Annotated in this window: 13 protein-coding genes and 1 pseudogene; 9 read left to right on the forward strand and 5 right to left on the reverse strand. The window is 44.9% G+C overall.

Features of this window, described 5'->3' with window-relative positions; all coding sequences use genetic code 11:
- Positions 1-551: 551 nt before the first annotated feature.
- The 4 genes from cbiT to O9332_RS00865 all read left to right on the forward strand — a co-directional run bounded on the left by cbiT (position 552) and on the right by O9332_RS00865 (position 4079).
- A complete protein-coding gene (cbiT, locus tag O9332_RS00850) occupies positions 552-1142 on the forward strand; it encodes a precorrin-6Y C5,15-methyltransferase subunit CbiT (RefSeq protein WP_002732225.1) in 591 nt (196 codons plus the stop codon).
- A gap of 42 nt (positions 1143-1184) precedes the next feature.
- Positions 1185-2102, forward strand: coding sequence for a phosphatidate cytidylyltransferase (locus tag O9332_RS00855; protein WP_288023285.1), 918 nt, complete (start codon positions 1185-1187; stop codon positions 2100-2102).
- A 54-nt stretch (positions 2103-2156) separates the two neighbouring features.
- Positions 2157-3674 carry a uroporphyrinogen-III C-methyltransferase gene (gene cobA / locus O9332_RS00860; RefSeq protein WP_002758179.1) on the forward strand — a complete coding sequence of 506 codons (1518 nt, stop codon included), beginning with the start codon at positions 2157-2159 and terminating at the stop codon, positions 3672-3674.
- A gap of 78 nt (positions 3675-3752) precedes the next feature.
- Entirely contained in the window at positions 3753-4079 is a 327-nt protein-coding gene (locus O9332_RS00865; RefSeq protein ID WP_002758177.1) for a hypothetical protein, read from the forward strand.
- Between the two features lie 67 nt (positions 4080-4146).
- Here the strand turns inward: O9332_RS00865 and O9332_RS00870 are convergent, their stop codons facing one another.
- From O9332_RS00870 to bchM, 5 genes are all read right to left on the reverse strand, one after another.
- Complete coding sequence (locus tag O9332_RS00870) at positions 4147-4494, reverse strand: carbon dioxide-concentrating mechanism protein CcmK (RefSeq protein ID WP_002733188.1); 348 nt, start codon at positions 4492-4494, stop codon at positions 4147-4149.
- 104 nt (positions 4495-4598) lie between these two features.
- The gene (locus tag O9332_RS00875) at positions 4599-4907 is read right to left on the reverse strand and encodes a carbon dioxide-concentrating mechanism protein CcmK (RefSeq protein WP_002732196.1); all 309 of its coding nucleotides are present in this window, start codon (positions 4905-4907) and stop codon (positions 4599-4601) included.
- Between the two features lie 51 nt (positions 4908-4958).
- Entirely contained in the window at positions 4959-5453 is a 495-nt protein-coding gene (gene msrA, locus O9332_RS00880; RefSeq protein ID WP_002758175.1) for a peptide-methionine (S)-S-oxide reductase MsrA, read from the reverse strand.
- Complete coding sequence (gene panB, locus O9332_RS00885) at positions 5446-6213, reverse strand: 3-methyl-2-oxobutanoate hydroxymethyltransferase (protein ID WP_002758173.1); 768 nt, start codon at positions 6211-6213, stop codon at positions 5446-5448. The genes msrA and panB overlap by 8 nt, the downstream gene beginning before the upstream one ends.
- Before the next feature lie 3 nt (positions 6214-6216).
- A complete protein-coding gene (bchM, locus tag O9332_RS00890; RefSeq protein ID WP_147072150.1) occupies positions 6217-6909 on the reverse strand; it encodes a magnesium protoporphyrin IX methyltransferase in 693 nt (230 codons plus the stop codon).
- Between the two features lie 208 nt (positions 6910-7117).
- Between bchM and pyk the strand changes: the two genes are divergently transcribed.
- The 5 genes and pseudogenes from pyk to O9332_RS00915 all read left to right on the forward strand — a co-directional run.
- The gene (gene pyk / locus O9332_RS00895) at positions 7118-8539 is read left to right on the forward strand and encodes a pyruvate kinase (RefSeq protein ID WP_002758171.1); all 1422 of its coding nucleotides are present in this window, start codon (positions 7118-7120) and stop codon (positions 8537-8539) included.
- A gap of 214 nt (positions 8540-8753) precedes the next feature.
- Entirely contained in the window at positions 8754-9551 is a 798-nt protein-coding gene (gene modA / locus O9332_RS00900) for a molybdate ABC transporter substrate-binding protein (RefSeq protein ID WP_288023292.1), read from the forward strand.
- A gap of 220 nt (positions 9552-9771) precedes the next feature.
- Positions 9772-11610, forward strand: a complete 1839-nt coding sequence (modB, locus tag O9332_RS00905; protein ID WP_288023289.1) for a molybdate ABC transporter permease subunit — start codon at positions 9772-9774, stop codon at positions 11608-11610.
- A 118-nt stretch (positions 11611-11728) separates the two neighbouring features.
- Positions 11729-12181 carry a hypothetical protein gene (locus O9332_RS00910; protein WP_288023290.1) on the forward strand — a complete coding sequence of 151 codons (453 nt, stop codon included), beginning with the start codon at positions 11729-11731 and terminating at the stop codon, positions 12179-12181.
- A 272-nt stretch (positions 12182-12453) separates the two neighbouring features.
- A pseudogene (locus tag O9332_RS00915) lies at positions 12454-12729 on the forward strand (zinc ribbon domain-containing protein); the annotation flags it as partial.
- Between the last annotated feature and the right edge of the window lie 157 nt (positions 12730-12886).

Below are 12886 nucleotides of genomic sequence, written 5' to 3' on the forward strand. Positions count from 1 at the left end.
ATAAATTCTCTCTAGCATTTTCTGGCTCTCGGGGTTTAGGTCTCTAATCAATCTCATTGTATTTTCCTGCTGCTTCGTTTTTTTATGTATTATACTTCTTAATTTTTTATTTGGGTAATTAATTTTGCATGACTACTTAGAATTAAACCGATGCTCTGGGGTTGATATTCTGGTCGGATTTCATCCCCCGCAAAGGTGAGTATCTTGTTGAAAAATGTAGCGGGGGCATTCATCCGACATTTTCGGTAATAGTTTCCTATAATCAGGGTTTTATCTCTAGTGGGACTTAGACAAAAAACAAATCGAGAAAAGCCTCAACTCCAATCCCCGCTTGGGATTTACTTCGAGAAGCCCAAAATCGCTGAAACCCAGATAGATCAAGGAAAATCATCAATCGAGGTTAACCCTTTGTCCCGTAATGGTTTGAGCCTTTTTTGCTGACCGAAAACGCCTAAGTCCCACTAGAAAAGTCCCTGTTTACTTAATAAAGAAACTTGGACAAATTTATATAATAATGCTTGGTAGTGAAGCTTCTCAATAATTGATTCCCCATGACTTGGTTATATAAAACCCCTGGTATTCCCGATGAATTGTTTGAACGTTTGCCCGGGATTCCCTTGAGTAAACGCGAGGTGAGATTATTGATGATTTCCGCTTTGAGGTTAGGTGATGGGGGGGTTTTCTGGGATATCGGGGCGGGAACTGGCACTATTCCCGTTGAAATTGGCTTATTATGCCCCAATAGTCCGATTATTGCCATTGAAAGGGATGAAGAAGTGGCCAGTTTAATCCGCCGTAATTGCGATCGCTTTGGGGTAAAAAATGTTACGGTTTTTGAAGGCAGCGCGCCCGATTGTCTGCCCAATATATCCCTAGCACCCGATCGCGTCTGTATCGAGGGCGGCAAACCGATTAAATCGGTTCTGCAAGAAGTGTGGCAATACCTGAAACCCAACGGCCGCATCGTGGCTACGGCCAATAATTTAGAAACCCTCTATCAATTTTCCGAAGGCTTTTCTAATTTACAGGCGCGTAATATCGAGATTGTCCAAGCGGCAGTAAATCGCCTAGAAACTAGGGGTATTCACCAAGTTTTTGCCGCCGTTGATCCCATGTTCATCCTGAGTGGCGATAAACTTTAATTGGGGATAACCTTCCATAAAGTTTTCTTAATCTATATAATTATGACAATGCCGCCTAACTTCTCTGGATTAACCATGCCTTGGCCACGCATTGTCAGCGCTATTTTTGCTATTGCCTTCGCACTGGGAATTATTATCGTTGGGGGTTGGTATTTCACCCTCGGCATCGGTGTTATCGTCTTTTTGGGACAATTGGAGTATTTTCGCTTAGTTCGCGCTAAAGGCATTGAACCGGCCGCTAAAACCACTCTCGTAGTTTCGCAATTATTACTACTGACGGCAACTATGGCAGCCCCCCTCACCGATGCCATGTTTCCCCTCGCTGGGGCGTTAATTTGTTTTTATCTGCTCTTTCAGCCCAAAATGGCGACAATTGCCGACATTTCCACCTCAATTCTCGGTCTGTTTTACGGTGGTTACTTACCTAGTTATTGGATTCGTTTACGGGTCGGTTTTTCTCCCGAAAGTAGTCCCGTCGCTATGGCCAGTAACTTACCCCTAATGGGATATTGGCCGGAATCCTGGATGGAACCGAAATTATTCCCGGCCGCTTTGACGGTGACTTTTCTAGCTTTCGGTTGCATTTGGGCCGCCGATATCGGAGCTTATATCATGGGAAAATGGTTAGGGAAAACCAGTTTATCGCTGATTAGTCCCAAAAAAACCGTGGAAGGTTCCTTTTTTGGCATTTTAGGCAGTATAGCGGTGGCCGATTTGGGTGCTTGGTATTTAGATTGGCCCTATTGGCAGCTGACGGGCCTAATTTTGGGCTTATTAATTGGTATTGTCAGTTTATTGGGCGATTTGACCGAATCGATGATGAAACGCGATGCTGGGGTCAAGGATTCCGGCCAGTTAATCCCCGGTCACGGTGGTATACTCGATCGCACTGATAGTTATGTCTTCACCGCTCCCCTAGTATATTATTTCGTCACTTTACTGCTGCCCTGGTTGCGCTAGTAATTTGTATCTTCTCCAAGTGCTAAATTAAAGATTAAACCCAAATTTGCGATTATGTCAGGAGTCGTCTATCCCCGGGGTAAAGTTTATCTTCTCGGTGCGGGAATCGGTCAGAGCAGTTTTCTCACCCTGCAAGCGCGAGCAATTTTAGCCACGGCCGAGGTTTTGCTGTATGATGCCCTAGTGGATAGTCAAATCTTCTCCCTCGTGCCGAAAACCTGTGTTTTAGTCGATGTGGGCAAACGGGGAGGACAACCCGGCGCCGAGCAAAATCAGATTAATCGGATATTGGTTAATTATTGTCAAGAGGGAAAACGAGTTATTCGGCTTAAAAGTGGTGATCCGGGGGTTTTTGGGCGAGTATATCCTGAAATGTTAGCCTTAAAGCGGGCTGGCTGTGATTTTGAACTGATAACTGGAATTTCCTCCGCTTTGGCCGCTCCTTTATTGGCCGGAATTCCCCTGACGGAAAAGGATATTAGTCGCTGTTTTGCGGTCTTGAGCGCTCACGATCCCGAGTCTCTCGATTGGTCAGCTTTAGCTAAAATTGATACACTGGTGCTATTGATGGCTGGTCAGTCTTTAGGGCAAATTATCGAGAAATTATGCCAAAATGGGCGGAATATTCACGACTCGATCGCTATTATCCGCCAGGCGGGACGCAAGGATCAACAAATTTGGCGCGGCACTTTAGAAAATATTCTCGCTCAAACCGCCGGGGTGTCCCTCTCACCCTCTATTATGGTCATTGGTCAAGTTGTGGATCTGGCGATTATGTCCTCTCCCCCACCCCTAGGAGGTAAAACTATTGTTATTACCCGTGCCGCCGAGCAAACGAGTCAATTTAGCGAAATTTTGCAAAATCAAGGCGCAGAAGTCCTAGAAATGCCCGCTTTAGAGATTCGTCCCCCCGACCGTTGGCAAGGTTTAGACGATGCCATCGCTCAGTTAAAAGAGTTTGATTGGCTGATTTTAACTTCTGCCAATGCTGTTAATTTTTTCTTTGATCGCTTGACATTTTGGGGAAAAGATGCTAGGGCTTTAGCAACCATAAAAATCGCCGTGGTGGGCAAAAAAACCAGCCAAGTTTTGCACTCACGGGGATTAAAAGCGGATTTTATCCCGGGGGATTTTGTCGCCGATGCCTTGGTAAACGAGTTTCCCGACCCGATTAGGGGGCAAAAATTCCTCTTTCCTCGCGTGGAAACGGGAGGCAGAGACATATTAGTTAAGGAATTAACGGCCAAAGCTGGTCAGGTGACGGAAGTGGCCGCATATTATTCCGGATGTCCGGCACGCATGGATAGGGGCATCTGGGAAGCGTTTCGAGATGGGAAAGTCGATATAGTCACCTTTGCCAGTTCCAAAACCGTCCAGAATTTTTATCGGTTATTGCTGCAAGAAACGGCAGAATTATCGGTTAATTCCCTATTAGAAAAAGTTTGTCTGGCTTCTATCGGTCCGCAAACTTCAAAAACCTGTCAAGAGTTATTTGGTCGTGTTGATATCGAGGCGCAAGAATACACCCTAGAAGGGTTGACTAGCGCTTTAATCGAGTGGAGTAAGACCTGAGATCCTCGCCGCCGTAAAACAGACGGCGATTCCCAAACCTGACGATAAACAAAGCCATAAAAATCTAGGAATCTCCCCATGAGTAACCCTATTATCATTGAAACTGACTTAAAAGATATTCTCGCTAAACTTGACAATCGGTTAGAGCGAATCGAAACAAAACTAGAAGTATTGCCGAAAATAGAGGCCGAAGTTTCCCAACTCAAAGAGGATGTCAGAAACCTGAAGGGAATCGAAACAAAACTAGAAGTATTGCCGAAAATAGAGACCGAAGTTTCCCAAATCAAAGAAGATGTCAAAGACTTGAAAGAAAGGGCAACGGCTCAAATATGGGCTTTGATAGTCACTGTTATCGGTGCAACTGTTGCAGCAATTATCAAATTCGGTTTTCTGACTAAAACTTAAATCATCCCTAAAAACTAAGTTGGAACTAGACAAGTTCCAACCAGTAACAAAAAATTGACCTTGAAGATTAACGACGGATTGGTGCCATCGCACCGTCGGCGGCGGCGCGAAAAGGTTCCACTGCCTCGCTATAATCGATCGGTAAAATAGCCACCACGTTATCATGAGGACGGGGAATAATTACCCAGGTTTCTAAAGCTGCCCCCTCGGTTTTATTGACGGCTTCAATGCCGGCAGCCATAGCGGTTTTTACCTCCTGTACATCCCCACGAATATTGAGGGTAAAACGGGCGCTTCCTGCCCTTAAATAGCCAACAATCGTGATCCGTCCTGCTTTTACCATCGCATCGGCGGCCGCTAGAATACCGGGGAAACCTTTTGTCTCGATCGATCCCACCGCGGGTTGGGCTGTCATAAATTAACTCCTAATAACAAAAATCAGATAAGTTTAATTGATAGAATCCAATCTATTTTCCAGTCTTTAACTATAGTCTAGTTTGGGGTAAATCGCTAGGGAAATTAACTGCGAAAACGGTCTGACTTAGGCGTATGCTGCACTGGTAAAACTGCCAGTACATTTTCTGGAGGATTCGGTACGATGTAATGACTGACCACATTACCACCAAAAGCGGTCATCGCCGCCGCTAATCCTGCCTCTACTGCTGGTTTAACCTCGGAAATCGGACCGCGAATCGCCACCAAAAATTCGCCCCTTTCCGCTAGATCAAAATAAACTAGGGTGACTCGTCCCCCTTTAACCATGGCATCCGCCGCCGCTAAAACGGGGGGAAAACCCAACGTTTGAATGACTCCGACCGCCTCGGGCATTTTTCCTGATCTCCTGCGAAAGCAACTTTACATTATACCCCGAACCTGTATTTATATTTTCTTCTGGAAATCCGCGACCGATCGAGCCTGTTTTTTCTCCAAATACTGTTGATGGGACTGATCGGCCAGATAATAATCTCCTGCGGGTTCGATCAAAGTAACGATATCCTGCTGAAACTTTCCCGATAGTTGTAGTTGACGCTTGCCAGCAGTGGCGATTAACTTTTGTTCTGGGGTGTGATAAAAAATAATCGATCGATATTGTTCTCCCCTGTCCGGTCCTTGGCGATTTAACTGAGTCGGATCATGGATTGACCAAAAAACGGCTAATAACGCCTCGTAGCTTATCTCTTGGGGATTATAGGCAATTTGTGCCACTTCCGCATGACCGGTAATTCGCGATAACACATCGAGATAACTAGGATTGGGGAAATTTCCCCCCATATAACCCACAGAAGTCGCTAAAACACCAGGTAAACGCCGAAATGCGTCCTCGGTTTTCCAAAAACAGCCGGCCCCAAAGGTAGCTTTTTCGCCGCTATTCATTTCCCCTCACATCCTTGGCAAATTCCACCACTGCTTTTGTAATTGCTTCGCTTAAATTAGCATAAACTTTGGCAAAAGGGGGAGCTTTTTCGGTTAATCCTAGGATATCCGCCGTTACCAACACCTGACCATCACAATCTTCCCCCGCACCGATACCAATCGTCGGGATAGTCAATTTATCGGTAATAGTAGCGGCTAAATTGGCGGGAATATGTTCCAAAACCAGGGCAAATACTCCCGCTTTCTCCAAGGCTAAAGCTTCCTCGATTAATCTTTGTGCATCCGATGGAGTTTTTCCCTGCTGACGGTATCCTAACCGATGCACCGACTGGGGAGTTAATCCGATATGACCCATAACAGGGATGCCTATCTCGGTTAAACGGCTAATAGTCTCGATCATAGCGGGATAACCTCCCTCTAATTTTACCCCTTGCACTCCCGCTTCCTTTAACATCCTTCCGGCGGAGTGAATTGCCTGACTGACACTTTCCTGATAGCTGAGAAAAGGCAAATCACAGACAACTAAAGCTTGTTTTACCCCACGAGACACGGCCGCCGCGTGGTGAATCATCGCCTCTAGGGTGATCGGTAAAGTGGTAGGATAGCCCAAAGCGGTCATAGCTAAGGAATCACCTACCAAGATAATATCAATTCCTGCCCGATCGAGCAGTCGCGCGATCGGATAATCCCAAGCTGTGAGGGTGACAATCGCGCGTTTTTGCTGTTTCCACTCGATTAATTTGCTGGTGGTGACTGCCATTATTTATTCACTGCGGACAGCTTCGAGGATACGGGAAAAATAGAAACGAGTGCTAGTCATACTCGTCCGTTCAATTTTAAAGCCATTTTCGTTGAGAGCGGCGACAATAGTTTTTTCCTTGTGTTGATAGGCGCGAGTGGTTTTACTCGGACCGGGGAAAAATTGACCAATTTTCTTGAGAATGGTTAATAAACAGGTTTTAGGGGCAAAACTGAGGATTAAACGGGATTGAGCTAGGGATCCCAGGTGTTTAATCATTCCTAATGCTTCTTCTGTGGGATAGTGAATGAGAACATCAAGACAGATGACCGTGTGATATTGGCCGGTTAATGCTTCTAAATCTTGAACGGCAAAGGTGAGTTTACTGGTATCTGCTAACTCTTTGGCTGCTCTTTCCTTGGCTTCTGTCACCATTTTCTCAGAAATATCACTGGCGAAAATAGTTGCGCCCGCTTGAGCGAGGGGAATACTAAGACTACCGACTCCACAACCGGCATCACAGATCGAGAGATTGGGCAAATTGTCATCACTTTCTAACCAACCGATAACGGTATCGAGCGTCTGTTGATGACCGATGCGAATATCTTTTTGTACTTTGTTAACTTCGCCATCCCCATAAATCCGGCGCCAGCGATCGAATCCTGTGGCGTTAAAATAGTCCTTGACTATGGCTTTATCGTCTAATGTGTTGGTCATAACGAAATCTAAACGAGCGGAGATGGTTATTAGTTTATCCTACCTTAAAGATCCCAACCGTTGCCGCTGGGCTGATTCCTGAGCAGTCAGGAAAGGACCCGGAGCGATGGCAACTCTGTGCAAAAGCTTAATTTGTTTTCCACTTCACTTTTAGTTAACCTAAAGTGAATATCATGTAATCGTCCCAAGATTGATTAGTAAGGGTTCCATGTCAATTATTACCCATAGAACTAAGATCGTAGCCACGATCGGCCCTGCGAGTAATTCGCCAGAAGTCCTCAAGCAGATGATCGGTGCGGGGATGAATGTAGCGCGGCTAAACTTTTCCCACGGTAGCTACGAAGATCATGCGAGAGTTGTTACCCTTTTACGGCAAATTTCTCAAGAATTAGACAATCCTATCACTCTCCTGCAAGATTTACAAGGGCCGAAAATTCGCGTTGGTAATCTCCCCAATGGTTCCATTACCATCAACGACGGCGATTATCTCACCCTTGTACCCATGGATGAGTATCGGGGAGAAGCGAACACCGTTTCGATCGATTATCCCTATCTGGCCGAGGAAGCCAAGTTAGGTGAGCAAATTCTCCTTGATGATGGCTTATTAGAGCTAAAAATCGTTGAAATTAACGGAAAAGACCTAAAATGTCAAGTGTTGGAGGGAGGAATTCTCAAGAGTCGCAAGGGAGTCAATCTACCCCGTCTCAATTTGCGCTTACCTTCCATGACCGAAAAAGACAAACAAGACCTAGAATTTGGTCTTTCTCAGGGGGTTGATTGGGTTTCCCTCAGTTTTGTTCGTAAAGGAGAAGATATCAAGGCGATTAAGGCATTTTTAGCCGAGAGAAATCATGCGGATATGCCAGTGATGGCTAAAATTGAAAAACCGCAAGCGATCGAAAATTTGGAGTCAATTATCGAGGAATGTGACGGAATTATGGTGGCCCGGGGCGATTTGGGGGTAGAGTTAAGTCCCGAAAAAGTCCCCATGTTGCAAAAACGCATTATCAAACTCTGCAACATGAAAACCATTCCCGTCATCACTGCCACCCAGATGTTAGAAAGCATGATTAACAATCCCCGACCGACTCGGGCCGAGGCTAGTGATGTGGCTAATGCGATTATCGATGGAACCGATGCGGTGATGTTATCGGGGGAATCAGCAGTGGGAGATTTTCCCGTCAAAGCTGTGGCTATGTTGGCCAAAATCGCCCATGATGTGGAAGCGGATGTGAAGTTTGATAATGCTCCCCCCAATCAGTCCGATGAAACTCACGCTCTCAGTGAGGCTTTAGTGGCGATCGATCAAACCCTTGATCTCCGTTATATTGTCACTTTTACCACCTCTGGCTACACTTCGCTACTGGCTTCTAAGGAACGTCCCTCGGTTCCCGTCATTGCCATGACTCCCAATAAACGAGTCTATCACCGTCTCAATCTAGTCTGGGGTGTGATCCCGATTCTTCTTGATCATCAGGTGTCCGTCTTTGAGGATGTGTTAAAGCAAACGGAATCAATTCTGCTTCAGAAAAATCTAGCGCAATCGGGCGATAAAATCCTGATTATGGCGGGAATTCCCATGCAGAAAACTAAAGGCACCAATTTCCTCAAAATTCACAGGATTCCCTAAGTTCTAGGATTCAGGAGTCAGGGTACAGGAGATAGGAGATAGGAGATTATTTCTATTTATTCTCCCCACACCCCACACCCCACACCCTACACCCTACACCCCACTTCCCCACTTCCCCAAGAAAAACTTTTTGCCGCAAACCCTAGATACAGATTTCGGGCGGTGGATTGGTTGTGATAGATGTATAAATATCGATCGCTTGCTATCAATCTTGATGAAAAGACGATATTTTCTGGCTTTTATCGGCTCAATTGTCCTTAGTTGCTTATTATCTCCAGACATAAACCTTTTTTCCTCTACTATCGCCACTGCACAAACCCAGACAATTCTAGTTTCTGCCGCCGCTAGTCTCAAAGATGCCCTAGAAGAAATCAAGCCGGGGTTTGAAAAAGCCCATGCCAACATTAAAGTTAACTATAACTTCGGTGCGTCGGGAGCTTTGCAACAGCAAATTACACAAGGTGCGCCGGCCGATGTTTTCGTCTCGGCCGCGACTAAGCAAATGGACGCTTTAGCAAAAGCTGGTTTAATCGATAGAAGTACCAGAAGAAACCTGCTCACTAATCGCCTAGTTTTAATCGTTCCCAAGAATTCCACCCTAAAAATCAGCGATTTTCGTTCCCTGACTAACAGTAATGTCCAAAGAATTGCCGTGGGTGAACCGCGCAGCGTTCCCGTCGGTCAGTACAGCGAAGAAGTTCTGAAAAATCTCGGCATTTTAGAGCAAATAAAACCAAAACTGGTCTTGGCCAACTCTGTCCGTAATGTTCTCGCCGCCGTAGAAACTGGTAACGCCGATGCTGGCATTGTTTACCTCACCGATGCCAAAATTTCCGACCAAGTAAAAGTAGTGGCTACGGCTGCCAATAATCTCCATTCTCCGATTATTTACCCGATAGCTGTCATCAAAGCCAGTAAAAACCCGCAAGCTGCCAAGACTTTCGCCCAATATCTCACCAGCACAGCCGCTAAAAACATTTTTGAAAAATTCGGCTTCGGAATAGCCAGATAATTTAGGGGAAGTGGAGAAGTGGGGAAGTGGAGAAGTGGAGAAGTGGGGAAGTGGAGAAGTGGAGAAGTGGAGAAGTGGAGAAGTGGAGAAGTGGAGAAGTGGGGAAGTGGGGTAGTGGGGAATTTCAACTAAAACCCCAACACCCCAACACTCCAACACCCCAACACTCCAAAACCCCAAAACCCCAAAACCCCAAAACCCAACCCCTGACCCCTGAAAAATGCCAGACTTTTCCCCCCTATGGATATCCCTGAAAACCGCCACCATTGCCCTGATAATCATCTTTTTTCTCGGTATTGCCGCCGCTTATTGGATGTTAGGCTATCGCGGACGGTGGAAATCCCTAATCGAGGGAGTTTTCGTCGCACCCTTAATCTTGCCCCCGACGGTGCTAGGCTTCATTTTACTGCTCCTATTCGGCAAAAACGGACTATTAGGACAGTTATTAGACTTATTTAACTTTCGCGTCGTTTTTACTTGGTATGCCGCCATTATCACCGCGACGGTGGTGGCTTTTCCCCTGATGTACAAAACCACCCTAGGGGCTTTTGAACAGGTGGATGCCAACATCCTACAGGTTGCCCGCACTCTGGGCGCGACGGAGAGAAAAATATTCTGGCGCGTACTTTTGCCCCTCTCCTTCCCCGGAGTATTAGCGGGATTAACCCTAGCTTTTGCCCGCGCTTTGGGGGAATTTGGGGCGACTTTGATGTTAGCGGGTAATATTCCGGGGCAAACTCAAACTATCCCGATGGCGATTTTCTTCGCTGTGGAAGCAGGAGCGATGACTGAGGCTTGGATATGGGTGTTTATTATCATATTAATCTCCCTATCGGGGATTATCGCCGTTAATCTCTGGCAAAGTCAACGCAAACAGCAATTAGGACGACCGGGAGAAAGCAAACCTAACGAGATGGAGGACTGGCTGCCACCCTGTTGGGGTCGCGATTTTGCCCTTTTAGAAGCTGAAAATCAGCATTATAGGGATAAAATAGGCTTATTTGTCGATATAGAGAAATATTTACCCGGTTTTAACCTCTCGGTAACTTTTAACTGCCAAAATCAGCCCCTAGGACTATTAGGGGCTTCGGGGTCGGGAAAAAGCCTGATTTTGCGATCGCTGGCTGGTGTGGAAACGCCCTCAAGGGGTCGTATTGTCTTAAATGGGCGCATTCTCTTCGACTCCGAAAAGGGAATTAATCTCCCCAGTCGTCAGCGTCGTATCGGTTTTGTGGTGCAGAATTATGCCCTTTTTCCCCATCTCACCGTGGCAGAAAATATCGCTTTTAGTCTCCCCAAAAACTTATCTAAAAAAGTTATTAAACAGCAGATTGCCAACCAATTGGAATTAGTGCAGTTACCCGGCATGGAAAACCGTTATCCCCATCAATTATCGGGGGGACAACAACAACGGGTCGCCATCGCTCGCGCTTTAGCTAGTCGTCCGGAAGCTTTATTATTAGATGAGCCTTTTTCTGCCCTTGATACCCATCTACGCGCTCAATTAGAACGTCAGATGATCAAAACTTTAAGTAATTACGATGGCGTGACAATTTTTGTTACCCACAATATGGATGAAGCCTATCGAATATGTGAGAATTTATTAGTTATGGAAAAAGGGCGGGCAATTGCTAATAATTCTAAGCAGAAAATTTTTGAGCGACCAGATAGCGTTAGTTTGGCAAAAATTACGGGCTGTAAGAATTTTTCCCGTGCTATAATCATTAATAATCAACAATTGGAGGCCATTGATTGGGATGTTAAATTACACACCGTCCCCGGGATTCCCGACTATTTAGCCTATACGGGAATTCGCGCCCATCAAATTATTTTTGGTCGAGATTTAGGCGATATTAATACTTTTACCTGTTGGTTAGCTAATGCCATTGAAGGACCCCATCGGGTGACTCTCTATCTGAAACTTAATCAACCCTCCAACCACGACCGCGATTTTCATATCCAAGCAGAGTTATATAAGGATAAATGGTTAGAAATTAAGGAGCAAGCTTTGCCTTGGACTGTTACTTTATCTCCCCAGCGTTTATTATTATTAAAGTAATGGGTTAATTTTTATCAAGTGCTGACAGATATAGAGCTTCTAAAATCCCAGACCATCCCGTTAAATACCCGCTCGTGTCATTAGTTAGTAAAAATGTTATATATGGAGTTATAAAATCATGGCTAAAAAGGAATCTTGTGATTGGATAATGCGAGTGGATTTACACTTACCCACTCCTGATGAAATGCCAGATGAAATGTTAGAAATAGCATCATCAATCGCGTGGGTTAATTACCGAGTGGAGGGGCCAGGTTGTCTGTGGCTGATGGTTAATTCCTGCTGTGAACCTAAATTTATGTATCTGCCAGATATCAAGTTAAAACGAATTGCCGAAAGAGCGCATCCAGAGGTAGATATTTACGATCCAATTAACGAACTCCTGCTGTTAGTCAGTCCCAATTGGGAAATATTTTCAGGGGAATTAGTGGGAGATAATGAAACACATTTTTATTACCGAATTAACGTCAAAAAACGAGTAGGAAAATCCTGTGAAGATTGCTGGGAGGTTTGGGGAGAAAAGTTAGGAGAAGTTGGTCGAGAAGGAATGGTAAAAGTAGTGGAAGATGTCTAAAGTGTCGATTGAGTAATTGATTGCTCACCACAGAGACCCAGAGGACACAGAGTTTTTTAAGTAATTTTTCTGATTAATGAAATAGTGTTATATTGGTAGTTAGGATATGGGAAAAAGGCAAGGAAGCGGTTCGGATTTTGTGCTGTCCTTTGGGTGCGGGGTAAAAAATTAGAAGAAAAAGCCCGCAACCCCCTCAGAGGTATTTTAGAGGGCTACATTCCGCACTTCAGAAGGAGGTTCAAGTTATTGAAATAGTTTCAAAAGCCAACAAAAAAAATCAGTTGTATGGTGCGGAGTTAATCGTAGCTGATAGATGGTTCCCCAGTAGCAAAATCTGTTCCAATTGTGGATACAAAAAAGAGTCTCTATCTTTATCCGAAAGAGTTTTTGATTGTGAACAATGCTCTTTTGTTTGTGATAGAGACTTGAACGCTAGTCTCAATCTAGCTTCTTTGGCGGTGAGTTCCACCGTGTCAGCCTGGGGAGTAGATAGTGCCGACACTGCTACCTTGAAGCAGGAAATTAGCTTCAAATTTGCTCATGAGTAGATTTGAGTAAGTTTAATAGAGTTCTTGCATAATTAATTTTTGAGAGGGCAAAAATGAGAAAAATAAGCATAAAATTGCATAAAATAACCAAATAGAGCATTTAATTGATTAATGCTCATTCTTAATTCTCCTGACTACTGACTACTGGCTCGGAGAC

Source organism: Microcystis sp. LE19-10.1B (assembly GCF_027530565.1).
GTDB classification, from domain to species: domain Bacteria; phylum Cyanobacteriota; class Cyanobacteriia; order Cyanobacteriales; family Microcystaceae; genus Microcystis; species Microcystis aeruginosa.